General features: G+C 72.0%; 26 protein-coding genes and 1 pseudogene. 16 read left to right on the top strand and 11 right to left on the bottom strand.

The genetic code is table 11. The features are described 5' to 3' along the window. Positions 1-57: 57 nt before the first annotated feature. Entirely contained in the window at positions 58-696 is a 639-nt protein-coding gene (locus FBY22_RS26965) for a PadR family transcriptional regulator (RefSeq protein WP_142150193.1), read from the top strand. Positions 697-761: 65 nt separating this feature from the next. On the opposite strand, the gene FBY22_RS26960 is transcribed toward FBY22_RS26965, so the two are convergent. After that, entirely contained in the window at positions 762-1190 is a 429-nt protein-coding gene (locus tag FBY22_RS26960) for an SRPBCC family protein (RefSeq protein ID WP_142150191.1), read from the bottom strand. A 407-nt stretch (positions 1191-1597) separates the two neighbouring features. On the opposite strand from FBY22_RS26960, the gene FBY22_RS26955 reads away from it, so the two are divergent. The 3 genes from FBY22_RS26955 (at position 1598) to FBY22_RS26945 (ending at position 4351) form a co-directional block, all read left to right on the top strand. Then, on the top strand, positions 1598-2131 hold the full coding sequence (locus tag FBY22_RS26955; protein WP_142150190.1) for a Clp protease N-terminal domain-containing protein: 534 nt from the start codon (positions 1598-1600) through the stop codon (positions 2129-2131). A 99-nt stretch (positions 2132-2230) separates the two neighbouring features. Then, a complete protein-coding gene (locus FBY22_RS26950) occupies positions 2231-3241 on the top strand; it encodes a DMT family transporter (protein ID WP_142150188.1) in 1011 nt (336 codons plus the stop codon). Between the two features lie 189 nt (positions 3242-3430). After that, the gene (locus FBY22_RS26945) at positions 3431-4351 is read left to right on the top strand and encodes a DMT family transporter (RefSeq protein WP_142150186.1); all 921 of its coding nucleotides are present in this window, start codon (positions 3431-3433) and stop codon (positions 4349-4351) included. Positions 4352-4443: 92 nt separating this feature from the next. Here the strand turns inward: FBY22_RS26945 and FBY22_RS26940 are convergent, their stop codons facing one another. Together FBY22_RS26940 and FBY22_RS26935 are read right to left on the bottom strand one after the other, a co-directional pair. Next, positions 4444-5073, bottom strand: a complete 630-nt coding sequence (locus FBY22_RS26940; protein WP_142150185.1) for an FMN-binding negative transcriptional regulator — start codon at positions 5071-5073, stop codon at positions 4444-4446. Beyond that, positions 5073-5756 (bottom strand): pyridoxamine 5'-phosphate oxidase family protein, encoded by a 684-nt coding sequence (locus FBY22_RS26935; RefSeq protein WP_142150183.1) that lies wholly within the window; start codon positions 5754-5756, stop codon positions 5073-5075. The genes FBY22_RS26940 and FBY22_RS26935 overlap by 1 nt, the downstream gene beginning before the upstream one ends. A gap of 59 nt (positions 5757-5815) precedes the next feature. On the opposite strand from FBY22_RS26935, the gene FBY22_RS26930 reads away from it, so the two are divergent. Next, a complete protein-coding gene (locus FBY22_RS26930; RefSeq protein ID WP_142150181.1) occupies positions 5816-7147 on the top strand; it encodes an aminotransferase class I/II-fold pyridoxal phosphate-dependent enzyme in 1332 nt (443 codons plus the stop codon). A 243-nt stretch (positions 7148-7390) separates the two neighbouring features. Here the strand turns inward: FBY22_RS26930 and FBY22_RS26925 are convergent, their stop codons facing one another. Next, positions 7391-8341 carry a DMT family transporter gene (locus FBY22_RS26925; RefSeq protein ID WP_142150179.1) on the bottom strand — a complete coding sequence of 317 codons (951 nt, stop codon included), beginning with the start codon at positions 8339-8341 and terminating at the stop codon, positions 7391-7393. A 62-nt stretch (positions 8342-8403) separates the two neighbouring features. On the opposite strand from FBY22_RS26925, the gene FBY22_RS26920 reads away from it, so the two are divergent. Further along, a complete protein-coding gene (locus tag FBY22_RS26920) occupies positions 8404-9306 on the top strand; it encodes a LysR family transcriptional regulator (protein ID WP_142150177.1) in 903 nt (300 codons plus the stop codon). Here the strand turns inward: FBY22_RS26920 and FBY22_RS26915 are convergent. Next, positions 9303-9770 carry a pyridoxamine 5'-phosphate oxidase family protein gene (locus FBY22_RS26915; protein ID WP_142150175.1) on the bottom strand — a complete coding sequence of 156 codons (468 nt, stop codon included), beginning with the start codon at positions 9768-9770 and terminating at the stop codon, positions 9303-9305. The genes FBY22_RS26920 and FBY22_RS26915 overlap by 4 nt on opposite strands. 145 nt (positions 9771-9915) lie before the next feature. Between FBY22_RS26915 and FBY22_RS26910 the strand changes: the two genes are divergently transcribed. Beyond that, the gene (locus FBY22_RS26910) at positions 9916-10572 is read left to right on the top strand and encodes a cysteine hydrolase (protein ID WP_142150173.1); all 657 of its coding nucleotides are present in this window, start codon (positions 9916-9918) and stop codon (positions 10570-10572) included. On the opposite strand, the gene FBY22_RS26905 is transcribed toward FBY22_RS26910, so the two are convergent. Then, a complete protein-coding gene (locus FBY22_RS26905) occupies positions 10559-11062 on the bottom strand; it encodes a Rieske (2Fe-2S) protein (protein ID WP_142150171.1) in 504 nt (167 codons plus the stop codon). The two genes, FBY22_RS26910 and FBY22_RS26905, sit on opposite strands and share 14 nt — an antisense overlap. Positions 11063-11225: 163 nt before the next feature. Here FBY22_RS26905 and FBY22_RS26900 point away from each other — a divergent pair, with 163 nt between their 5' ends. The 7 genes from FBY22_RS26900 to FBY22_RS26870 all read left to right on the top strand — a co-directional run bounded on the left by FBY22_RS26900 (position 11226) and on the right by FBY22_RS26870 (position 17318). Then, entirely contained in the window at positions 11226-11990 is a 765-nt protein-coding gene (locus FBY22_RS26900) for a HipA family kinase (protein ID WP_142150169.1), read from the top strand. Then, positions 11987-12436 carry a DUF3037 domain-containing protein gene (locus FBY22_RS26895; protein ID WP_142150167.1) on the top strand — a complete coding sequence of 150 codons (450 nt, stop codon included), beginning with the start codon at positions 11987-11989 and terminating at the stop codon, positions 12434-12436. Before FBY22_RS26900 ends, FBY22_RS26895 begins: the two co-directional genes overlap by 4 nt. A 125-nt stretch (positions 12437-12561) precedes the next feature. Next, positions 12562-13323 (top strand): 3-oxoacyl-ACP reductase FabG, encoded by a 762-nt coding sequence (fabG, locus tag FBY22_RS26890; RefSeq protein WP_058926647.1) that lies wholly within the window; start codon positions 12562-12564, stop codon positions 13321-13323. 14 nt (positions 13324-13337) lie between these two features. Beyond that, positions 13338-14099: an SDR family oxidoreductase gene (locus FBY22_RS26885; protein ID WP_142150165.1), complete on the top strand. Its 762-nt coding sequence runs from the start codon at positions 13338-13340 to the stop codon at positions 14097-14099. Positions 14100-14312: 213 nt separating this feature from the next. Next, positions 14313-15896, top strand: coding sequence for an ABC transporter substrate-binding protein (locus FBY22_RS26880; RefSeq protein ID WP_142150163.1), 1584 nt, complete (start codon positions 14313-14315; stop codon positions 15894-15896). A gap of 105 nt (positions 15897-16001) precedes the next feature. Further along, positions 16002-16685 carry a uracil-DNA glycosylase gene (gene ung, locus FBY22_RS26875; RefSeq protein ID WP_142150161.1) on the top strand — a complete coding sequence of 228 codons (684 nt, stop codon included), beginning with the start codon at positions 16002-16004 and terminating at the stop codon, positions 16683-16685. A gap of 111 nt (positions 16686-16796) precedes the next feature. Further along, positions 16797-17318, top strand: coding sequence for a hypothetical protein (locus FBY22_RS26870; protein ID WP_142150159.1), 522 nt, complete (start codon positions 16797-16799; stop codon positions 17316-17318). A gap of 36 nt (positions 17319-17354) precedes the next feature. Here the strand turns inward: FBY22_RS26870 and FBY22_RS26865 are convergent, their stop codons facing one another. From FBY22_RS26865 to FBY22_RS26855, 3 genes are all read right to left on the bottom strand, one after another. Then, positions 17355-17825 carry a hypothetical protein gene (locus FBY22_RS26865; protein ID WP_142150157.1) on the bottom strand — a complete coding sequence of 157 codons (471 nt, stop codon included), beginning with the start codon at positions 17823-17825 and terminating at the stop codon, positions 17355-17357. 113 nt (positions 17826-17938) lie between these two features. Beyond that, entirely contained in the window at positions 17939-18451 is a 513-nt protein-coding gene (locus tag FBY22_RS26860) for a DinB family protein (RefSeq protein WP_142150154.1), read from the bottom strand. A gap of 62 nt (positions 18452-18513) precedes the next feature. Next, positions 18514-19101: a TetR/AcrR family transcriptional regulator gene (locus FBY22_RS26855; protein ID WP_142150152.1), complete on the bottom strand. Its 588-nt coding sequence runs from the start codon at positions 19099-19101 to the stop codon at positions 18514-18516. A 95-nt stretch (positions 19102-19196) separates the two neighbouring features. Here FBY22_RS26855 and FBY22_RS26850 point away from each other — a divergent pair, with 95 nt between their 5' ends. After that, entirely contained in the window at positions 19197-20378 is a 1182-nt protein-coding gene (locus FBY22_RS26850; protein WP_142150150.1) for an FAD-dependent monooxygenase, read from the top strand. Positions 20379-20391: 13 nt separating this feature from the next. Continuing rightward, on the top strand, positions 20392-21297 hold the full coding sequence (locus FBY22_RS26845) for a Gfo/Idh/MocA family protein (protein ID WP_142150148.1): 906 nt from the start codon (positions 20392-20394) through the stop codon (positions 21295-21297). On the opposite strand, the gene lnt is transcribed toward FBY22_RS26845, so the two are convergent. Together lnt and FBY22_RS26835 are read right to left on the bottom strand one after the other, a co-directional pair. Further along, on the bottom strand, positions 21221-22786 hold the full coding sequence (gene lnt, locus FBY22_RS26840; RefSeq protein WP_142150146.1) for an apolipoprotein N-acyltransferase: 1566 nt from the start codon (positions 22784-22786) through the stop codon (positions 21221-21223). The two genes, FBY22_RS26845 and lnt, sit on opposite strands and share 77 nt — an antisense overlap. A gap of 70 nt (positions 22787-22856) precedes the next feature. Next, positions 22857-23333: pseudogene (locus FBY22_RS26835) on the bottom strand (nuclear transport factor 2 family protein). Positions 23334-23388 lie beyond the last annotated feature (55 nt).

The following is a 23388-nucleotide window of genomic DNA, read 5'->3' as shown; positions in this document are numbered from 1 at the left end:
GTTCCGATATATCGTTGACCCATCGCGACAGATCAACGATGGAATGGAGTGATTGCGATGCGTTCCCATGGATTCGAGCGTGGACACGGTGGACCGGGCTCTCGTGGCCGGGGTGGTTTCGAGGGTCGGCGTGGTGCCTTCGGGCCCTTCGGGCCGGGTGGCCCCGGCGGCCCGGGAGGCCCGGGCTTCGGTTTCGGCGGACCCGGCTTCGGCCCGGGCCCCTGGGGGCCGCGAGGACGCGGCGGACCGAGGGGGAGGGCGCGGCGCGGCGACGTACGGGCATCGATCCTCGCCCTGCTCAAGGACCGGCCGATGCACGGCTACGAGATGATCCAGGAGATCGCCGAGCGCAGCGGCGGGGCGTGGAAGCCCAGTCCCGGCTCGGTGTACCCCACTCTCCAGCTGCTGGAGGACGAGGGTCTGATCGCCAGCGCGAGCGAGGGCGGCAAGAAGCTCTTCTCGCTCACCGAGTCCGGCCGCACCGCGGCCGACGAGGGCCCGGACGCGCCCTGGGAGGAAGCCTCCCGCGGCATCGACTTCGAGGCGCTCGGTGAGATCCGGCAGGCCGGCTTCGGCCTGATGGAGGCCTTCGGCCAGGTCTGGAAGACCGGCAGCAAGGAGCAGCGCGAGAAGGCGCTGGCCGTCATCAACGAGGCCCGCAAGAAGCTGTACCTGATCCTCGCCGACGAGGACTGAGGGTCCTACGGCGACGAAGGCGCCCCGCGGAACACTCCGCGGGGCGCCTTCCCGTGTCCGCAGGGTCAGGACACCAGCCCGGCGAGCTTGCGCAGCGACTCGTTCAGGGCGGCCGTACCCGAGTCCTTCAGCCTCCCCGCCATCAGCGTGACCGCGGCACCCGTGAACTCCCCGTCGATGCGCACCTTCGTGGCGTCGCCGTCGGGGGTCAGGGTGTAGCGCGTGGCCACGTTCACGGCCATCGGGCCCTTGCCGGTGATGGCGAGGACCCGGGCCGGTTCCAGCTCCGAGATGGTCCACTCGACCTCGGCCGGGAACCCCATCAGCTTCATGTTCTCCTGGAAGGTCCCGCCCACTTCGAGGGAGGTCGGGCCGCCCTGCGGAAAGCTGGTGTGGGTGGCGTTCCACTCGCCGTAGGCGGGCCAGTCCGTGAGCTGTGCCCAGACCTTCTCGGCCGGCGCCTCGATCCGTGCCTCCGCGCTGATTTCGGGCATGCGACCACCTCTTCGTATCGGGCTGTGGTGCCGCGGAAAGTAACCGCAGAGGTCGCAACATTCAATACTGATGAACCGTCAGGACTTGTGGAGGCGACCGTCCTCGGGGTTCGGCCGACCCGGCGGATCACGGCCGCGTCGAACTCGTCCCGGGCGCGCGGGAAGGCGCTCTCGCCGTGGCAGTGCCAGGCGTCCCAGAACAGGTCGGCGGGCAGCGCGTCGTCCGGGGCGTACACCCGGTACACGTACCGGGTGCCCGGGGGAGGGCGTACCGCGTCTCGGGTCGACTCGGCCTGATTCTCATCCGTAAGGAGGAGATTTCGACCCCCTGGGTCCACTCTGTGTGGGACGCCGAAATGCTTCCCGTCGGGGATGACCGGAGGCGGAGAGGCTGATGGGGTAAGGGTGTGCAACCCCGTATCCCCCGGCAGCAGGTCGGCGACCAGTCCGCCGGGCCGCGCCCGGACAACGATGCCGGCCTCAGTGACGAGCTGGCCGCGGTCGTCACGGGTGCCCGCCGGCGGGCGCTGCGCGACGGGGACCGGCAGATCGACACCGCCCATCTGCTGCACTCGCTGCTCGAGTACGACCCCCAGGCGCGCGCCGTCTTCGGCGACGGCCCCGGCATCGCCCGGCTGCTCGGCTATCTGGTGCAGCGCAGCATCGGCTACGGGCTGCGCTGGCAGGGCTCGGTCGAGGACTCCGGTGCCGTCCCGGTGGTGACGGCGGCGGAAGGGATGTCGCCGCTGGCCGCGGGCGCGATGGAGTACGCGCGCGAGCGCGCCGCCGCTCGGGGTGACGGTGCCGCACTCGGTATCGACCTGCTGGCCGCGCTCGTCGTCGACCGGCAGGCCCGCGCCGTGGAGGTCCTGGACCGCGCCGGGATCGACAGCCACGAGGTCCTCGCCCACGTCGAGCGGTTGCCCGCCGAGTCGAGGTGACGGCCGGGCGCCTGGGCGAGCCTTTGCGGCCCGGCCGCGCGTCCAGCCGGTGAGACAGGTGTCAACGGGGGTGACGCTCATGTCGTCGCCTGTCATCATGTGCCGGTGCACAGGTCTGAGAGCAGTCGTGGCGGCCACGGCAAGGGAGCCGGGCTCGGGCTGGCGTTGGCGTCCGCCGTCGCCTTCGGCGGGTCGGGTGTCGCGGCCAAGCCGCTGATCGAGGCCGGGCTGGACCCGCTGCACGTGGTGTGGCTGCGGGTGGCCGGCGCCGCCCTGGTGATGCTGCCGGTCGCCGTGCGCCACCGCGCCCTGCTGCGCCGCCGTCCCGTCCTGCTCGCCGGCTTCGGACTGCTGGCGGTGGCCGGAGTGCAGGCCTGCTACTTCGCCGCGATCTCGCGCATCCCCGTCGGGGTCGCGCTGCTCGTCGAGTACCTCGCGCCCGGCCTCGTGCTGGGCTGGGTGCGGTTCATCCAGCGGCGCCCGGTGACCCGCGCCGCCGCGCTCGGCGTGGTGCTCGCGGTCGGTGGCCTTGCCTGCGTCGTCGAGATCTGGTCGGGCCTGGGCTTCGACGCCCTCGGCCTGCTGCTCGCCCTCGGTGCCGCCTGCTGCCAGGTCGGCTACTTCGTCCTGTCCGACCAGGGCAGCGACGCGGGCGAGGACGCGCCGGACCCGCTCGGCGTCATCGCGTACGGCCTGCTGATCGGCGCCGTCGTGCTGACCGCGGTGGCCCGCCCGTGGACCATGGACTGGACGGTGCTGACCGGCACCGCGCGGATGGACGGCGATCCGGTCCCCGCCGGCCTGCTGCTGGCCTGGATCGTCCTCGTCGCGACCGTCCTCGCCTACGTCACCGGTGTGCTGTCGGTGCGGCGACTCTCCCCGCAGGTCGCGGGTGTCGTGGCCTGCCTGGAAGCGGTCATCGCCACCGTCCTGGCCTGGGTGCTGCTCGGCGAGCACCTGTCCGCACCGCAGATCGCCGGCGGCGCGGTCGTCCTGGTGGGCGCGTTCATCGCCCAGTCGTCGACGCCGGGCAAGGGCTCGGGCGCGCCGGTGGCCGGCGGACAGGCCGGCGCGGAAAGTGGGTTGCCGGCCCGTGAGACCGCCGCCTAGGGTCCGGTCCGTGCGTTCGACCATCCACGTCATCGTCTCTCCGCCCGCCGTCTGAGGCGGGCTTCCGAGCAACCGCGCCCGGCATGCTCCGGGCGCTGACGGTGCTGCCCGCGGACGAGGTCCGTTCATTCGTCGACTTCCGCGTGGCCGCCGCCCGAGGGCCGCCGCCACGCGGCTGCGGAGAGACTCGTGTCGAACGCTGTTACCGGCCTGCCCGTAGGGCGAGGCCTTGGCTGTCTCATCGTCGCCGGTGCCGTCTGGGGCACCGCGGGTGCGGCCGCGTCGCTGGTCCGACGGACCGGCGACATGGGACCCGTCGCCCTGTCCTTCTGGCGCTGCGCCGCCGGGCTCCTGCTGCTGCTCGCGGTCCGCGCCCTGCGCCGTACACCCGGCCCGGCCGGCCGGGACCCGCTCGGCCGGCGGATCGCGCGGGCTGCCGCGACCGGGCTGGGGCTCGCCGTGTTCCAGGCGGCCTACTTCGCCGCCGTCTCGGCCACCGGGCTGGCCGTGGCCACCGTCGTCACCCTGGGCACCGGGCCCGTCCTGGTCGCGCTCGCCGCGCGACTGGTCCTGGCGGAGCGGCTCGGGCGCGGTGGCGCGGTCGCGGTCGGTGGGGCACTGCTCGGGCTGGGCGTCGTCGTCCTCGGGGGAGCGGGGGCGACGGTACGGCCGTGGGGTGTGCTGCTCGCCGTGCTGTCCGCCGCCGGTCAGTGCGCGATGACGCTGCTCACCCGACGGGAAGGGGTGACGGACGCCTCCGCGGCGGCCGTGGCCACCTTCACGGGCGCGTCCCTGTGGCTGCTGCCCCTCGCCCTGACCGCCGGGCTGCTGCCGCGGATCGTCGAACCGGGCCCGTTCCTGCTGCTGTTCGCGTACCTTGCGACCGTCCCCACGGCTCTCGCGTACACCCTCTATTTCGCTGGTGCCGCCGTCGTACGGTCCGCCACGGTCGCCGTGATCATGCTGCTGGAGCCGGTCGGCGCGACCGTCCTCGGCTTCGCTGTGTTCGGCGAGCGGCTGACCGCGGCCACGCTGGCCGGCATCGGGCTGATGCTCGCCTCCGTCGCGGGCCTGGCGCGCGCGGAGACGCGGGAGGCGCCGCAGGGGTGAGCCGGAGAGGGACCCTCCCCCGTGAGGTCCCTCTCCTCAGTGCTCTGCGCCGGCGCGGCTGTTTGTGTCACACCCCCGTGTCACACCTCGTGTCACACGCCGTGCCGGCGCAGCAGATGCTCGCGCGCGGCGGCGTCCCGCGGGCCGCCCCGTTCGGCCAGCCCGGCCAGCACCCGCTCCCGCACCTCGGGCTTGCGGCCCGCGTACTTGAACTTCGCCCGGACGTCGACGACTTCGAGCCGCAGCCCGCGCAGACCGGACAGCATCCTGCCGTACGGCACCTCGCCCACCGCCACCTCCGCCGAGCCGCCCTCCGGCTGGAAATGCCCGAGCTGACGGTTGAGCAGGGCGGCCTTCTCCTCCGGGTCGTCCACCACATGGGCGCGGCAGCGGAGCTGTACGGCCGCGTAGTAGCTCGTCGGCGTGCCGTGCTCGGTCGGCTCGCCGGGTGCGACCTGCCAGTACCCCGGCGCGTAGACGTAGTCGTCGACCACGCTCAGCAGCACCTCGGGGCCGGCCTCCAGGGCGGGCCACAGCGGGTTGGGCCGGGCGAAATGGGTGAGGACCTCGGCGCGCTCGGCGTCGTAGAGGAAGTGCAGCGGCTGGACGTACGGCGCCTCGCCCGGAGGACCGCTGACGGCGAGCTGCCCGAAGTCGTGCCCAGCGAGCCACCGTTGCCACTCGGTGTCGTCGTGTGCCGCGTCCCAGGGGTGGATGAGCATCACGGCACCGCCAGGTAGTCGGGGAGGCCGATGCCGGGAGTCAGTTCGTCGTCGGCGACGGGGGTCTCGTACCCCTTGCGCAGCGGGACGACGCCGGCCCAGTGGGGGAGGGACAGGTCCTCGGGCTCGTCGTTGACACCGCCGGTGCGGAGCTTGGCGGAGACCTCGTCCAGGTCGAGCCGGATCACGGCGGTCGCGGCCAGCTCCTTCTTGTTCGCGGGCCGGGAGTCCGCCGCCCGCCCGGGGACGACGTGGTCGACCAGCGCGTCCAGCGCCGCCCGCTTCTCCTCGGGGTCGGTCACGTCGTGGGCGATCCCGTGCACCACGACCGACCGGTAGTTGATCGAGTGGTGGAAGGCCGAACGGGCCAGGATCAGCGCGTCCACGTGCGTGACCGTCAGGCACACCGGCAGGCCGGGGTCGGCCTGGCCGGTCATCCGCAGCGGGCGCGACCCGGTGGAGCCGTGCACGTACAGCCGGTCGCCGACCCGTCCGTACAGGGTGGGCAGCACCACCGGTGCCCCGTCCCGCACGAAGCCCAGATGGCACACGTACCCCTCGTCGAGTATCGCGTGCACCAGCTCCTTGTCGTACGACGCCCGTTCCGCGGAACGGGTGGGGACGGTGCGGTCGGTCGGCGTGTAGGCGGTGGCCTGCGATGTCGGCTGGGCGGTCCCCTGCATGGCGGTCTCCGTGATTCCTCGACTTGCTGAGCGTATTGCACTAGTGCATAATCTGGTTTGTGCTAGGAGGATATCGGATCGAGGGTCGGGGCGCAGCAGAGATCGCGGCCAGCGTCGAGCGCGCGGTGGGCTCGGGCGAGCTGGAGCCGGGTCGACTGCTGCCTCCCATGCGGGAGTTGGCGGTCGAGCTGGGGGTGAACCCCAACACGGTCGCGGCCGCCTATCGCATCCTTCGTGAGCGCGGGGTGATCGAGACCGCCGGACGCCGGGGCAGCAGGGTGCGCTCCAAGCCGGCCACTACGGGCCGCGAGTACGTACGGATGGACGTGCCCGAGGGAGTGCGGGACGTGGCGAACGGCAACCCGGATCCGGCGCTGCTGCCACCGCTGGGCAAGGCCTTCGCGGCGGCGGCCGAACAGCACGACCGGCGGCCCGTGCTGTACGGGGAGGCCCTGGTCGACCCCGAGCTGGCGAGGATCGCACGGTCCCGGCTCGACGCCGACGGCGTGCCGGAAGGTCCGCTCGCCGTGCTCTCCGGCTCGCTGGACGCCATCGAGCGGGTCCTCGCCGCCCACCTCAAGCCCGGCGACACGGTCGCCGTGGAGGACCCGGGCTGGGGCAGCCTGCTCGACCTGGTCCCGGCCCTCGGCCTGCGCACGGCCCCGGTAGGTGTGGACGACGAGGGCCCGCGCCCCGCCGACGTCCGGCGCGCCCTCGATGCCGGCGCTCGCGCGCTCGTCGTCACGGACCGCGCCCAGAACCCGACCGGCGCCGCGGTGACCGCCACGCGCGCGCGTGCCCTGCGCGCGGTGCTGCGCGACCACCCGGAGGCCCTCCTGATCGAGGACGACCACGGCCACGGCATCGTCGACCTCCCCCTCCACCCCCTCGCCGGCGTCACCCGCCACTGGGCCTTCGTCCGCTCGGTCGCCAAGGCCTACGGCCCCGACCTCCGAGTGGCCGTCCTCACCGGCGACGCCACCACGGTCGACCGGGTCACGGGCCGCCACCGCCTCGGCCCCGGCTGGGTCAGCCGCATCACCCAGCGCGCCGTGGTCGGACTGTGGAGCGACGACACGCTCGACACCGGGGCCGTGGCGGCGGCGTACCGCGAACGGCGCGACCTGCTGATCGAGGCGCTGGCGGACCGCGGCGTCGAGGCACACGGCCGCAGCGGCATGAACGTCTGGATCCCGGTCCCCGACGAGACGGGAGCCGTCGCCCGTCTCCTGCACGCGGGCTGGGCGGTGGCCCCGGGCGCCCGCTTCCGCCTGAACGCCCCACAGGGCATCCGCATCACGATCTCGACCCTGGCTCCGCAAGAGGTCGCTCCCTTGGCGGACGCGGTGGCCGATGCGGTGGCCCCGTCACCCACACGGAACTTCGTTTAGCGGAACTTCGTATAGGGGGCGACCGCCACGCCCTTCAGGGGCGCGGGGAACTGCGCGACAAGCCCCACCAATCCCGCACCCGCCCACGCTCCCCGCACCCCACCCCCTCACGCGCCCTTCCCCGCACCTGCGTCCCAGGAATCACGTACAGGGGGCGACCGCCACGGCCCTTAGGGGCGCGGGGAACTGCGCGACAAGCCCCACCAAACCCGCACCCGCCCACGCTCCCCGCACCCCACCCCCTTAGGCGCCCTCGCCCGCTCGCCCCCGCACCTGCGTCAGCGCCGCCCCCGCCAGCACGATCACCGCCCCCACAGGCGTGGACCACCTCAGCGACTCCCCGAGGATCGCCACACCCGCCCCCGTGGCGATGACGGGAATGAAGTACGTGACCATCTGGGCCGTCGTCGGCCCGACCTCGCCGACCAGCCCGTACTGGATGAGAACGGCCAACCCGGTGCCCAGCGCCCCCAACGCGGCGACGGCGAGCAACGGCACCAGGGCGACCCGCTCCGGGAAGGTGGTGAACAGCGGCGTGACGAAAGCGAGTTGGACCGTCGCCAGCAACAACTGCGCCCCCGTCAACGACAGGGTCGAATACCCGGACCCGGCCAGCGTCCGGCGGACGTAGATCCAGCCGACCGGATAGCTCAGCGAGGCCAGCAGCGCCATCGCGGTCCCCCTGCCGTCCAGCCCGTGGAACCCCTGCCAGGCGCCGAGGACCGTCAGCACCCCCAGAAACCCGACCCCCAGCCCCGCGACCCGCACGCGGGACGGCCGGTCCTCGGACAGTGCGACCAGGGACAGTGCCATGCCCCACAGCGGCGAGGTCGCGTTGCAGATCCCCGCCAGCGTGGACGGGATCGTCAGCTCGGAGTACGCGAACAGCGAGAACGGCAGCGCGTTCAGCAGGAACGCGGCCACCGCCAGATGCCCCCACGTCCGCAGCCCGCGGGGCAGTCGCGCCCGCTTCACCGCCATCGCCAGCGCGAGCACCGCCGTCCCGAACACCAGCCGGCCCAGCGTGACCTGGAACGGCGCGTAGCCGTCCGTACCGACCTTGATCAGAAGAAAGCTGAATCCCCAGATCAGGGACAGTGCGCCGAAGCGCAGGCGCCAGTCGAGCGCGGGGCGGCGGACGGGGAGGGGCGCGGAGGTCGGGGCGGTGGTCGCGGTGGTCATGACGGTAACCATGCGGCACAACGATCTCGTAGCACAAGCGACATCTTCTCCAGGTATCTCGTAGCATCACTTACATGTTGAACCTGGAGCGCCTGCGCACCCTCGACGCCCTCGCCCGGCACGGCTCGGTCAGCGGCGCGGCCGAGGGGCTGCACGTGACGACGTCGGCGGTCTCGCAGCAACTGTCCAAGCTGGAAAGGGAGGCGGGCCAGCAGCTCGTCGCCAAGAACGGCCGGGGCGTGCGGCTCACCGACGCCGGCCGGCTGCTCGCCGAACACGCGGCCCGCATCCTCTCCCAGGTCGAGCTCGCCCAGTCCGACCTGGAGGCGCACCGCGGGGAGGTGGTCGGCGAACTCCGCCTCGCCGCGTTCCCGACCGCAGCACGCGGCCTGTTCCCGCTCGCCCTGTCACAGCTGCGCAAGGCGCACCCGGGCCTGCGCACCACCTCGCGCGAGATGGAGCCCGAGCCGGCCGTGCTGGCCGTGATGCGCGGCGACTTCGACCTCGCCGTCGTCCTGGACTGGTACAACAGGCCGCTGCCCATGCCGGAGGGCCTGGTCAAGGCGGTCATCCTCGACGACACCGCCGACGTGGCCATGCCCGCCGACCACCGGCACGCGGAGCGCGCCGAGGTGGACCTGGAGGACTTCGCCGACGACGACTGGGTCACCTGGAACGAGAACGAGTTCTGCCACGAGTGGCTGATCCACACCCTGCGCTCCAAGGGCATCGAACCGCGCGTCGCCCACCGCGCCGAGGAGCACCCCACCCAACTCGCCCTCGTCGGAGCCGGGTTGGGTGTGTGCGTGGCGCCGAGGCTGGGCCGCGGTCCGGTGCCGGAGGGCGTACGCACCGTGCCCGTACGGCAGTCGGTGCGGCGCCAGATCTACGCCGTCTGGCGCGCGGACGCCGACCGCCGCCCGTCGATCCGGGCGGCGGTGGAGGCGTTGCAGGAGGCCGGACGGACCGTGGGCTAGGCGGGCCCCAGCTTGCGGAAGTCCCAGGAGACGATCTTGTCCGGGGTCAGTCGTATCCAGGCGTGCCGGCCGTCGTGCGGCATCTCCTCCAGGCCGAAGTTCTTGCGGGCGAACAGCGTCTCGGGAACGTCGAGTTCGGCGCACAGCTCGCCGGTGCGCGGGAACTCGCCCACGAACTCCACCGATCCGGACAGCTCGACGCCGCGCAGCTCCTCGTACTCCTCGCCCGTGTCCACCACTATCGCCACCCGTGGGTCGCGGCGCAGGTCGGTCCACCGCTTGCTGCGCACGACGGAGTACAGCCACAACGACGTGCCGTCCCAGGCGAACCACAGGGTACTGACGTGCGGGGCACCGTCCTTCGACACGGTGGCGACCCGACAGGTGCGCTGGCTCACGAGGAACTCGTCCAGCTCGCCGGGCGTCATCATGATCTTCCGGCCCCGACGCTGAGTGACGGTCATGTGTCCCCCTCTTCTCTCACGTCGTGTCAGAGGAACTCGGATGATCCTCTGACATCACGTCAGAAAAGGATGGGTCGTCTTCCGTCCTCGCGCAATGGTGGCTACTCTCGCGCCCGCTGGGGACCGCAGGCGACCAGGGGGAACCGTGCCGTCGTACGAAAAGCTCAGTGAGCTCCTCGACCCCGCCACGACCGTGCTGCTCACCGTGGAGTGCCAGCAGGGCGTCGTCGGCCCGGACAGCGCCCTGCCCGAACTCGCCCGTGAGGCACGCTCGTCCGGCGTCCTCGCCAACGTCGCGCGGCTGGTCGCCGCCGCCCACGACAGCGGTGTCCAGGTCCTGCACGCCGTCGCCGAGCGACGCCCGGACGGCCGCGGCGCCAACCGCAACGCCCACCTCTTCCGGGCCGCCGAACGCCTGCCCGTCCAGCAGCTGTCCGGAACCACGGCGGTCCGGGTGGCGCCCCCGATCGAGGTGGCCGAGGAGGACCTCGTCGTACGACGGCTCCACGGACTCTCCCCGATCCAGGGCACCGACGTCGACGCGCTGCTGCGCAACCTGGGCTGCCGCACCCTCGTCGTCACCGGCGTCTCGGCCAACGTGGCGATCCCCAACGCCGTCTTCGACGCGGTCAACCGCGGCTACACCGTCGTGGTGCCGTCCGACGCCATCGCGGGGGTGCCCTCCGACTACACCCCCGCGATGATCCGGCACACCCTCGCGCTGGTCGCCACGGTCGCGACCACGGACGAGGTGCTGGGCTGTCTGCGACGGCCCCGGCACGACCCGGTCAGGACAGCGTGATCGAGTCCCCGCTCACCGTCACCTTCTCGGCCGCCAGCCCCTTGGTCGCCGGACCCTTCTTCACGCTGCCGTCCTCGACCGAGAACTGACTGCCGTGGCACGGGCAGACGATGACGCCGTTCGCGATGCTGCTCACCGCGCACCCCGCGTGCGGGCACTTGGTCGAGAAGGCCTTGAACGTGCCCGAGGCCGGCTGGGTGACCACCACGGCCTGGTCCTTGAAGATCTTGCCGCCGCCCTCGGGGATGTCGGCGGTCTTCGCCAGGGCCGTGCCGCCGCGCGAGCCGGTGGAGGCGCTCGCGCCGGTGTCGCCGGCGGTGCCGCCCGTGGTGTTCGCACCGGCCTGGGTGTTCGAGGCGGAGGAGGCGGAGTCGTCGTCGGAGGAGCCGCACGCGGTCAGCGCGACGGCGAGTCCGGCCGCGCCGACCGCCGCCACGACGGTCCGGCGGCCGGGCGCCGCGGTGGGGGGAAGCGATTCGCTGGTCGTCATGCCGACGTCCCTTCATAGCAAGCTTCGTAGATCTGGACAGGGGTACGGGCTGGAGCCGTTGGTTGTTCAGCCGATGTAGACGATGTCGAGATCTAAACGCGTTCGAGTTCAGGTCGGGGTAAACCTGAGCTGTCGGTTCGCTGTCGGCCAGTAACCTGGGGCGATGCTCAAGGAAGTCATCGCGACCCGCTACATCACGCCCCTGCGTGAGGGCGGCTCGCTGCCGGGGCTCGTCGAGGCAGACGACTTCGGGACGTACGTCATGAAGTTCACCGGCGCCGGACAGGGCCGAAAGACGCTGGTCGCCGAGGTCGTCTGCGGTGAACTCGCCCGCCGGCTGGGCTTCCGGATGCCCCGCCTGGTGACGCTCGACCTCGACCCGGTGGTGGGCCTCGGCGAACCGGACCAGCAGGTCCAGGAACTGCTGAGGTCAAGCGGCGGCACCAATCTCGGCATGGACTTCCTCCCGGGCGCCCTCGGCTTCGACCCGCTCGCCTTCGAGGTGAGCCCCGAGGAGGCCGGCCGGGTCCTGTGGTTCGACGCGCTGATCAACAACGTCGACCGCTCCTGGCGCAACCCCAACCTGCTGATGTGGCGCGGCGAACTATGGCTCATCGACCACGGCGCCACCATGATCTGGCACCACAACTGGCCCGGCGCGCAGGCCTCCGCCGCCCGCCCCTACGACGCCTGTGACCACGCCCTGAAGTCCTTCGCGCCGGACGTCGCCCAGGCCGCCGCAGAGCTGGCCCCGCAGATCACCGAGGACCTCCTGGCAGAGGTCACCGCCGAGGTCCCGGACGTCTGGCTGGCCGGCGAACCGGGCTTCGACACGCCGGACGACCTCAGACGCGCCTACATCCGGCCGCTGCTGGCCCGGGCCGCGTCCGTCCACGAGCGCATCACGGGAATCGAGGGAAGCAAGTGAGCGAGCGCCACATCCACATGGCCGGCGCCGTGGTCGAGCGGCACATCATCCGGGGCGGCGAGACCAACGAACGGGACGTCTTCGAGTACGCGCTGCTGCGCGTCGTGCCCCGCGCCGAGCGCGGCGAGTGCATCAACGCCGGCGTCCTGCTGTACTGCCGCGCGAAGGCGTACGTCGGCGCCCGCACCCACCTCGACGAGGCGCGGCTGCTAGCCCTCGACCCGCAGGCCGACGTGGCCGGTGTGCGGGCGGCGCTCGGCGCCGTCGAGCGGGTCTGCGGCGGGGGAGAGGCGGCCGGACAGGCCGCCGGCGAGGACGCCGGACGGCGTTTTCGGTGGCTCGTCGCGCCGCGCTCCACGGTCGTCCGGCCCGGCCCGGTGCACACTGGGCTCACCGCCGATCCGGCGGCCGAGACGGAGCGACTGCTCGACCTGCTGGTGAGGTAATCGATCACACCGGGCTCGTGTGACGTTGACACCGGGTGCCAGGGCTTCTAGCGTCACGTGCGACGAAGGTACTAAGCGGTCGCTCACCGCGCCGCAGGTTCTCTCGAGGGCGAGGAGAAGCAGCAATGTCCACCACTGAGCAGCGGGTAGCCGTGGTCACCGGCGGAGCGCGCGGCATCGGGGCCGCCACCGCCGTACGACTGGCCGCCGAGGGCCGCGCGGTCGCCGTCATCGACCTCGACGAGGGTGCCTGCAAGGACACCGTCGAGAAGATCACCGCGGCCGGCGGCAAGGCCATCGCGGTCGGTTGCGACGTCTCCGACGAGGCGCAGGTCGAGGCCGCCGTCGCGCGCATCGCCGAGGAGCTCGGCGCGCCGACGATCCTGGTCAACAACGCGGGCGTGCTGCGCGACAACCTGCTGTTCAAGATGAGCGTCTCCGACTGGGACACCGTCATGAACGTCCACCTGCGCGGCGCCTTCCTGATGTCGAAGGCCTGCCAGAAGCACATGGTCGACGCGGGCTTCGGCCGCATCGTCAACCTGTCCTCCTCCTCGGCGCTCGGCAACCGCGGCCAGGTCAACTACTCGGCCGCCAAGGCCGGTCTGCAGGGCTTCACCAAGACCCTCGCCAAGGAGCTCGGCAAGTTCGGCGTCACCGCCAACGCCGTCGCCCCCGGCTTCATCGCCACCGAGATGACCAAGGCCACCGCCGACCGCGTGGGCATGGGCTTCGAGGACTTCAAGGCCGCCGCGGCCACCCAGATCCCCGTCGCCCGGGTGGGCGAGCCCGACGACATCGCCAACGCCATCGCCTTCTTCACCGGCGAGGCGGCCGGATTCGTCTCCGGCCAGGTGCTGTACGTCGCCGGCGGACCGCTCGACTAGGAGAACTCCCAGCCATGACTGAACTCCCCGCACTCTCCGGCAAGGTCGCCCTCGTCACGGGCGCCAGCCGCGGCATCGGCTACGGCGTCGCCGAGGCGCTCGTCGCCCGCGGCGACCGCGTGGCCATCACCGGCCGCAACGAGGACGCCCTGAAGGAGGCCGTCGACCAGCTCGGCGCCGAGCGCGTCATCGGCATCGCCGGCAAGGCGCACGACATGGACCACCAGGCCGAGGCCGTCGAGCGCACCATGGAGGCCTTCGGCCGCGTCGACTTCCTGGTCAACAACGCCGGCACCAACCCGGTGTTCGGGCCGATCGCCGACCTCGACCTGAACGTGGCGCGCAAGGTCTTCGAGACCAACGTGATCTCCGCGCTCGGCTTCGCGCAGAAGACCTGGCACGCCTGGCAGAAGGACAACGGCGGTGCCATCGTCAACATCGCCTCCGTCGCGGGCCTCGCGCCCTCGCCCTTCATCGCCGCCTACGGCGTCAGCAAGGCCGCGCTGATCAACCTGACCCAGCAGCTGGCGCACGAGTTCGCGCCCAAGGTGCGGGTCAACGCGATCGCACCGGCCGTGGTCAAGACCAAGTTCGCCCAGGCCCTGTACGAGGGCCGGGAGGCCGAGGCGGCCGCCGCCTACCCGCTGGCCCGGCTCGGCGTGCCGTCCGACATCGGCGGCGCCGCGGCGTTCCTCACCTCCGAGCAGTCCGACTGGGTCACCGGCCAGACGCTCGTGGTCGACGGCGGCATCTTCCTGAACGCCGGAGTGGGCTGACGCCACCCGCCCGCGAGGGTAACGATCGGGCACCCGAGGGCGCCGTTTCCTTGACGGAAACGGCGCCCTCGTCGTCGTACGGGAAGGGCACGGTCCGATGACAACGTCGTCATAAACAAGCTGATCAAGCCCCTTGTACGAGGCGGGTTCAACCTCCGTTGCCCTGCGGTATGGTCTGCCGACCCTTGGTACGGCAGATCGAGGAGCGAGCGCGTGTTCAACCGGAAGCGACGCCTGCGTCAGATGGCGGCCATCGCGTCCATATCGTCCCTGGTGACGGGATGCGGTGTCCTGTCGTCGGACTCCTCCGACAGCAAGGGGCCGATCACCGTCGGCACCACCAGTGCCCCCAGCACACTGGACCCGGCCGCCTCCTGGGACCAGTCCTGGGAGTTGTTCCGCAACATTTACCAAACGCTCCTCAGCTACCCCTCGGGAGCGACGACTCCACAGCCCGACGCGGCGGACAACTGCCGCTTCGCGGACAGTTCGAACAAAACGTACAGATGCGAGCTGCGCTCGGGACTGAAGTTCTCCGACGGGCACCCGCTCGACGCCGAGGCGGTCAAGTACTCGATCGACCGGATCAGGAAGATCAACCTCAACGGCGGTCCCGCGGGCCTGCTCGGCAGCCTCGACCGGGTCCAGGTGCTCGGCGACAACGAGGTCGTCTTCCACCTCAACAAGCCGGACGCCACCTTCCCGTTCGTCCTCGCCACGCCCGCCATGTCCATCGTCGACCCGGAGGAGTACCCGGCCTCCTCCCTGCGCAAGGACGACAAGGTCTACGGCTCCGGCCCGTACACCCTGCGGTCCTACGAGGACGGCAAGCGGGCGGAACTCGCCAAGAACGACAACTACAAGGGCGCCGCCGACCGCAAGAACGACGCGGTGACCATCCGGTACTACCGGGAGTCGGCCCCCATGGTCGCCGACCTCAAGAAGGGCAGCCTCGACGTCGCCTTCCGCGGCCTCGACGCCGACGACATCGTCGACCTGCAGAAGCACAACACGAACGGCAGCCTGCAGCTCATCGAGGGCGCCGGCATCGAGATCAACTACCTGGTGTTCAACCCCAAGGACCCCTGGGCCGGGAAGGCCGCGGTGCGCAAGGCCGTCGCCCAGGTCGTCGACCGCGGCGCCATCGCGCACAAGGTCTACAAGGACACCGTCGAGCCGCTGTACTCGATGGTCCCCAAGGGCCTGACCGGCCACACGACCGACTTCTTCGACGACTTCGGCAGCCCCAGCCCGGCCAAGGCCCGCAAGATCCTCGCCGAGGCGGGCATCACCCAGCGCGTCCCGCTCACCCTCTGGTACACCAGCGACCGCTACGGCTCCCAGACAAAGCCGGAGTTCGCCGAGATCAAGCGCCAGCTGGAGGACTCCGGCCTGTTCACGGTCACCCTCAAGAGCCGCCCCTGGAAGACGTACGTCACCGGCTACCAGAAGGGCGAGTACCCGGTGTTCGGGCGCGGCTGGTTCCCCGACTTCCCGGACCCCGACAACTTCATCGCGCCCTTCGTGGGCAACCAGAACGCGCTCGGCACGCCCTACCCGGCGCCCGAGATCACCGGCGTGCTGCTGCCCCGCTCGCGCAGCGTCAGCGACCGCGCCAACGTCGTCTCGGACTTCGAGCAGGCCCAGCAGATCCTCGTCCGCGACGCCCGGCTGCTGCCGCTGTGGCAGGGCAAGCAGTTCGTGGCCGCCAGCGACGACATCTCCGGCGCGGAGCAGGCGCTGGACCCGTCGACGATCATGATGATGGGGGAGCTGTCCCGCAAGACCAGCTGGTAGCGGGCCTGGTTCACGGAGCGGAGGACCGTTGTCAGTGGTCGCCTGTAGGTTCTGAGACCTGGAAGTGACCGCACACCGTTCACCGCACATCGTGAGGAAGTTGACGTGACCGACATCGCCATGCTGCCCGAGTCCTGGCGCGGGGTTCTGGGCGACGAGCTGCAGCAGCCCTACTTCAAGGAGCTGACGGAGTTCGTCGAGGAGGAGCGGGCGAAGGGTCCCGTCTACCCGCCGCGCGAGGAGGTCTTCGCCGCGCTGGACGCCACCCCCTACGACAAGGTGAAGGTCCTGATCCTCGGTCAGGACCCCTACCACGGTGAGGGCCAGGGACACGGCCTGTGCTTCTCGGTCCGTCCCGGCGTGAAGATCCCGCCCTCCCTGCGCAACATCTACAAGGAGATGCACGAGGAGCTCGGCACCCCCGTCCCGGACAACGGCTATCTGATGCCGTGGGCCCAGCAGGGCGTCCTGCTGCTGAACGCGGTGCTCACGGTCCGCTCCGGCGAGGCCAACTCGCACAAGGGCAAGGGCTGGGAGAAGTTCACCGACGCGGTGATCCGCGCGGTCGCCGAGCGACCCGACCCGGCGGTCTTCGTGCTGTGGGGCAACTACGCGCAGAAGAAGCTCCCGCTGATCGACGAGACCCGGCATGTGGTGGTCAAGGGCGCGCACCCCTCGCCGCTGTCGGCGAAGAAGTTCTTCGGCTCCCGTCCGTTCACGCAGATCAACGAGGCGGTGGCGCGGCAGGGCCACGAGCCGATCGACTGGACGGTCCCGAACCTGGGCTGAGCGCCGCCGGGCCGGTTCCGCGGGGGACCGGCCCGGTGCCGCCTGACCGGGAATGCCGGTCGCTGCGGTTAGCGTCGGTGAGCAGTAGCCGACGAGTGGGCGGAGTGCGCGGTGGCCAAGGGACAGGAGCAGACGGCGCCGGACGCCGTGCTGACACGCATCGGACAGGTCGTCATCCTGCACCACGCCGGAGACCGCGAGGAGGCCCGGCACCGCTTCCTCGCGCTGTGGGCCGAGATCGGCACGGACGGCGACCCGCTGCACCGCTGCACCCTGGCCCACTACATGGCGGACGCGCAGGACGACCCGTCCGACGAGCTGGCCTGGGACCTGAGGGCGCTGGCGGCCGCGGAGGAGCTGGCCGGGGCGCGCTCCGCCGAGCACGTGAGCGCCCCCGCGGTACGGGCGCTGTACCCCTCCCTGCACCTGAACCTGGCCGCCGACTACCTGAAGCTGGGCCGCGACGGTGCCGCCCGCACCCATCTGCGCCGTGCCCGGACCGCCGCCGGGACGCTCGGCGACGACCGGTACGGCGAGGGGGTGCGGGCGGCCATCAGCCGGCTGGAGACCAGCCTGGGGGAGCGCGGCACCGACTGGGACGGGTGGTGGGGGCCGCCGAGACAGCGGCCCTGACGGGGCGGGGGCGCTTCTCGGCGCCCCCACGGCGGCTCAACGCCCGTACGCCTGCTTGCAGATGACCGACTGCGGGCTGTCGGTGTGCCAGCCCCCGTACTGCCGGCCCAGCGCGCACAGGTCCTTCGTGTTCTTCGGCACCGACTTGCCCGCGACCGGGATCTCCACACGCGGCTGCCGCTGGTGGTGCCGGTGCTTCGGCTCCGGTGCCCGGGGCCGCGAGCGGGGCGCCGCCGGCCTCTCGGCCGGCGCCTTCGCCGCCGGTCCGTGGTGCTGCGGCGTCCTGGGCTCGGGCCGCCGGGACGGGCCGATCATCTCCAGCGCCTCCTTGGCCGGCGCCTGCACGTTCTGCGACTCCCGCTCGCCGTCCGGGCGTGGCGCCGACGGCTGGGACGGCGCCGTCGGCGGCGGGCCGGAGACGGGCGGGCGCTGGACCGTCACACAGCCGGTGAGGGCCGCGACAGCGACGGTGACCAGAAGCGTTGCGGTGGTCGTCGTTCGATGCACCCGCTCAACGATGGTGCCTTCGCCCGCCCCGCGGAACTGCGGACGGGCGGAGGATGCCCCGCACGGGTGATCTCCGGCCCCTTACGGAGGGCGCGGGAGCGGCCGGGCTGACGTCAGTCGCCGGTGGCGCCGTCGATCCGCTCGCGGAGCAGGTCGGCGTGGCCGTTGTGGCGGGCGTACTCCTCGATCATGTGGGTGTAGATCCAGCGCAGGTTGAACTGCTCGCCGGTGCGCCGGTGGCGTCCCTTGGAGAGGTCGTCCAGGCCGAAGCCGGCCGCGATGCGGCGTGCCGCCTCGATCTCGGCCTGCCAGGTGTCCCGAGCCTGCGCCCAGGTGTCCGCCTCGGTGAGGTGGAACTCGCCGTCGGGATCCTCGTCGGTGAAGTGGATCGGCCCCGCGTCCTCGTCCGCGAGGACCCGGCGGAACCAGCCGCGCTCCACGTCCGCCATGTGCCGTACCAGCCCCATCAGGGACAGCGTGGACGGCTCCACGGACGCGGTCCGCAGCTGGGCGTCGGTCAGGCCCTCGCACTTCCAGGCCAGCGTCAGCCGGTGGTACTCCAGCCAGCCCTCCAGCATGGTGCGTTCGTCGGCGGTGGTCGATGGTTCACGGCGTTCGGTCGTCATACGGGCATCCTCGTCCAACCCGTCGGCCGCGACCACGGGTTATCGGCCGGCCCCGAGGCCCGTCACCGGCTGCCCAGCATGCCGTCCAGCAGTTCCCGCAGCCCCGCCCGCACCTGCCGCAGGCTCGGGGTCTCGGCGTTGAACGACCCCGCCACGCAGGAGAACATCAGCCCGTCCGCCCAGGCCGCCAGCGACAGCGCGTGCCGGGCCGGGTCCGTCGAACCGAGGTCCGTCACCAGTGCCGTGAGCAGATCACGGAAGCGGGCGCCGGCCGCGTCGAAGTGGGTCCGCAGTTCGGGGCGGCGGGTGGCCTCCAGGGCGAGTTCGTAGCGGGCGAGGGTCAGCTCGCGGTTGCGGGTCAGGGCCCGGTGCGTGGCGAGGGCGAGGGCGTCGGCCGTCGCGGCCGCCCCGGCCCGGGGATCGGGCAGTTCGTGCAGCGCCAGCACCCGCGCCTCCCGGTCGGCCAGCCGCCGCACCGCGAGCTCCAGCAGGGCCTGCCGGGTCCGGGCGACATTGGACGTGGACCCCTGGGGGAGCCCGGCCGCCTCGTCGACCGCCCGGTGGGTGAGACCGCGCATCCCGCGTTCGGCGAGCAGGGCGAGAGCGGCGTCGGCGACCAGGTCGGCGCGGGAGGCGGTGCGTTCGGACATGGAGGCCAACCTACCCGGGTCACTACGCCTGTAGTACATTCGAGGCAAGGCGTTACTACAACTGTAGTGAACGCGAACCGACATCTGGAGGAGTCATGGCTGTGCCGAAACGAGCGGTCGTCATCGGCGGCGGCATAGGCGGCCTGACCGCGGCGGCCGCACTGCACCGGCGCGGTGTGGAGGTCACCGTGCTGGAACGGGCCGGCTCACTGGAACCGGTCGGCGCCGCCATCTCGCTCGCCCCCAACGCCCTGCGAGCCCTGGACGTCATCGGCCTGGGCGACGAGATCCGCGAACTCGCCGCCTGGCAGGGCGACGGCGGACTGCGCGCCCCGTCCGGCCGCTGGCTCTCCCGGACCAACGCGGAGGCCGCCGCCCAGCGCTTCGGCGGCCCCCTGGTCCTGCTGCACCGGGCCACCCTCATCCACAGCCTGGTCGCGCGGCTCCCGCCGGGCACCGTCCGCACGGCCGCCGCCGCGACCCTCGCCGACCCGGGCGACACCGACCGCCCGGCCCGCGTGCGCATCCCCGACGGCGAACTGGTGGCCGACCTGGTCGTCGCGGCGGACGGCATCCACTCCGCCGTACGCGAGCGCCTCTTCCCGGAGCACCCCGGTCCCGTCTTCTCCGGCTTCACCACCTGGCGGGTGGTCGTACCGGTCCCCGGCGTCGAATTCGCCTCGCACGAGACCTGGGGCAGGGGTTGCCTCTGGGGCACGCACCCGCTCAAGGACGGCCGGGTGTACGCCTACGCCGCGGCCGTCGCCCCGGCCGGTGAGCGGACGCCCGACGAGCGTGCCGAACTGCTGCGGCGCTTCGGCGACTGGCACGACCCGATCCCCGCCGTCATCGCCGCCACCCGCCCCGAGGACGTCCTGCGCCATGACGTCCACCACCTCGCCACACCGCTGCCCGCCTTCCACCACGGCCGGGTCGCCCTGCTCGGCGACGCCGCGCACCCCATGCCACCGACGCTCGGCCAGGGCGGCAACCAGGCCATCGAGGACGCGATCGTGCTGGCGCACCACGCCGACGCGCTCGCCGCCTACACGGCGGCCCGCCTTCCCCGTACGACGGCCATCACCCGCCAGGGGGTCCGGGCGGCCCGCTTCAGCATGAGCACCGACCGCGCCCTGACGGCCGCCCGTGACACGGCCATCGCCGCACTCTCGCGAGCCGTACCCGGCCTCCTGCTGCGGGGCTTCGCCCCGATCGCCGACTGGCGGCCGCCGCTGCCGCCGTATGCTTCCGGCAGGACCACGGCAGGCAACCGTTAGAGGAGAACACCCCGTGAAGGTCGGCTGCATCGGACTCGGCGACATCGCGCAGAAGGCCTATCTTCCGGTGCTCGGCGCCCTGGCCGGGGTCGAGCTGCACCTGCAGACCCGCACGCCCGCCACGCTCGACCGGGTGGCCGGCAGCCTCCACCTCCCGGCCGACCGCCGCCACCGGGACCTCGACTCCCTCCTCGCGCAGAACCTCGACGCCGCTTTCGTGCACGCGCCCACGCTCGCCCACCCCGAGATCGTCACACGGCTGCTCCAGGCCGGGGTGCCGACCTACGTCGACAAGCCGCTGGCCTATGAACTCGCCGACTCCGAAAGGCTGGTGGCGCTCGCCGAGGAGCGCGGTGTGTCCCTCGCCGTCGGCTTCAACCGGCGCTTCGCACCCGGGTACGCGCAGTGCGCCGACCATCCGCGCGAACTGATCCTCATGCAGAAGAACCGGATCGGACTGCCGGAGGAGCCCCGGTCGATGATCCTCGACGACTTCATCCACGTCGTCGACACGCTGCGGTTCCTGGTGCCCGGGCCCGTCGACGACGTGACGGTACGCGCGCGCGTGGAGGACGGGCTGCTGCACCACGTGGTACTGCAGCTGGCCGGGGACGGCTTCACCGCGCTCGGCGTGATGAACCGGCTCAGCGGCTCGGCGGAGGAGATCCTGGAGGTGTCCGGTCAGGACACCAAGCGTCAGGTGGTCAACCTCGCCGAGATAGTCGACCACAAGGGGCAGCCGACGGTGCGGCGGCGCGGGGACTGGGTGCCGGTGGCCCGTCAGCGCGGCATCGAGCAGGCCGTCTTCGCCTTCCTCGACGCGGTACGGGCGGGCAAGGTGCTCAGCGCCCGGGACGCACTGGCGACTCACGAACTGTGCGAGCGGGTGGTACGTGCGGTCGTGGACCGGGCCGCCTGAGGCGGACCGCCCGCACACCCTCCGTCGCGCACCACACGGCGAGGATCAGGATCGCGCCGTGCACCGGCCAGTCGCCGTAGCGGACGTACGGCGTGATCCCGTGGGCCAACGGAACCTCGAACACCGCCGATGAGCTGCGGTCCGTGCCCACCCAGGAGCCGATCCGCTGCCCGCTGGGTCCGTAGACGGCCGACACGCCGGTCAGGGTCGCGTGCACCATGGGGCGGCCGGTCTCGGCGGCGCGCAGGGCGGCCAGCGAGGCGTGCTGCTCGGGCGCCCAGCTCTGCTGGAACGACGACGTCGCCGACTGCGCGATCAGCAACTCGGCGCCGTCCTGGGCGAGGTGACGGCTCATGTCGGGGAACGCCGACTCGAAGCAGACCATCGGGCCGACGCGCAGCCCGTGTCCGACGTTCATCACGACCTGTTCGCTGCCGCGCCTGCGGTCCTCGCCGGCCGCCTTGCCGACCGAGGTGACCCAGCCGAGCAGCGACCGGGCCGGTATGTACTCGCCGAAGGGCACCAGCCGCATCTTGTCGTAGCGGTCGCCGGTCAGGCCGTCCGGGCCGACGAGGACCGAGCTCTTGTAGATGCCCGGCTTGTCGGAGCGCCGGGCGTCGACGTTGACGAGGATGTCGGCCTTCGTCTCACGGGACAGCGTGGCGATGCGCCGGGCGAGGTCGGGCCGGTCGTCGAGGTCGTAGCCGACGCTGCTCTCGCCCCAGACGATCAGATCGAGGCCGCGCCCGGCGAGTTCCCGGGTCAGCCACTCCTCGCGGTCGAAACGCCGGTCCGGGCCGTCGATGACTCCGGGCTGCACCACGGCGACCCGCACCCGGCCGTCGACGTCCGGGCGGGGCGACCACACCCAGGCCGCCGAGGTCGCCGCAGCCGTCGCGACGATCCCGGCGACGGCCGGCACCCGCGACTCACGCACCGACACCAGCACGGCGACGGCCACGTTCACGGCGACCACCAGGAAGCTCAGCAGCCACACCCCGCCGACCGAGGCGAGCCGCAACGCCGGCTCCACCTGCCACTGACTGGAGCCCAGCACCCCCCAAGGGCCGCCCAGCCCCTGCCAGGAGCGCACCAGCTCCGCCATCAGCCAGGCCGACGGCACGACGAGGAGACCGGCCAGCACCTGGCCCGGCCCGGGCACCCCGCCCAGGAAGCGGCGTACCAGCCAGCCCCACGGCACCCACAACGCGCCCAGCAGCGCCGCCAGGGCGAAGATGAAGACGTTCAGGCTCGGCAGCAGCCAGTGGTGCACCGCCACCATGTAGCCGAACCCGCCGCACCAGCCGTCGTACGCCGCCCGTTTCCCGGTCGGCGCGGAGCGGACCAGCACGATCCACGGGACGAGGGCGACGTACGCGAACCACCACAACGACGGCGCGGGGAAAGCGAACATGGGCAGAGCGCCGGCCAGCGCGGCGACGGCCGAGCGGCGCCACGGAGAGGCGAGCCAAGATCCCAAGGTCTTCATACGGCCCCCCTCTACCCAGCTGTGGCTCCAGTGTGCGTGTTTTCCGTGATCCGGGACAGAGCGGCCGCGATCATTCGGCCAAGGACGCGGGCCGCGGCCCCGGCAGCCGCCGCCACTTCTCCTCGACGACGACCTCCGTCAGCCGCCAGCCGTCGTGCGTGCGCAGCAGGGCGAAGGCGTAGCGCCCACCGCACACGAAGTCGGGCACGGAGCCGTCCGGATCGAGCCGCATCGGGTTGACGTAGTCGGCCCGCACCCGGGCCGTGTCGCCGGCGTCCTACTCCAGGGTCCCGAACCGCACCCGGCGGTTGACGATCAGATGCTGCCGCATCGGAAACAGCAGCATGCTTTCGGCGAGCCAGGCGGCGACGCTCCCCGCGTCGCCCTCGATGCCGCCCGCCGAGCGGTAGTCGGCACGCCCGTCCGGCGCGAACAGCCCCCGGTAGGCCTCCCAGTCGCCGTCGTCCACCGCCGTCGCGTAGTCGGTGACCACCTCGTCGACGGCCAGCCGGTCCATCACGGTCGCGAGCTCCACACGCTGCGTCATCGGCTCAGTGTTGGGCATGAGGCGGGCCGGGCCAAGGGGCGTGGCGCCACAATCG

The sequence above is a fragment of the Streptomyces sp. SLBN-31 genome, assembly GCF_006715395.1.
GTDB lineage: Bacteria > Actinomycetota > Actinomycetes > Streptomycetales > Streptomycetaceae > Streptomyces.
The sequence above is the reverse complement of the archived record's forward strand: the minus strand, read 5'-3'. Positions and strand labels throughout refer to the sequence as shown.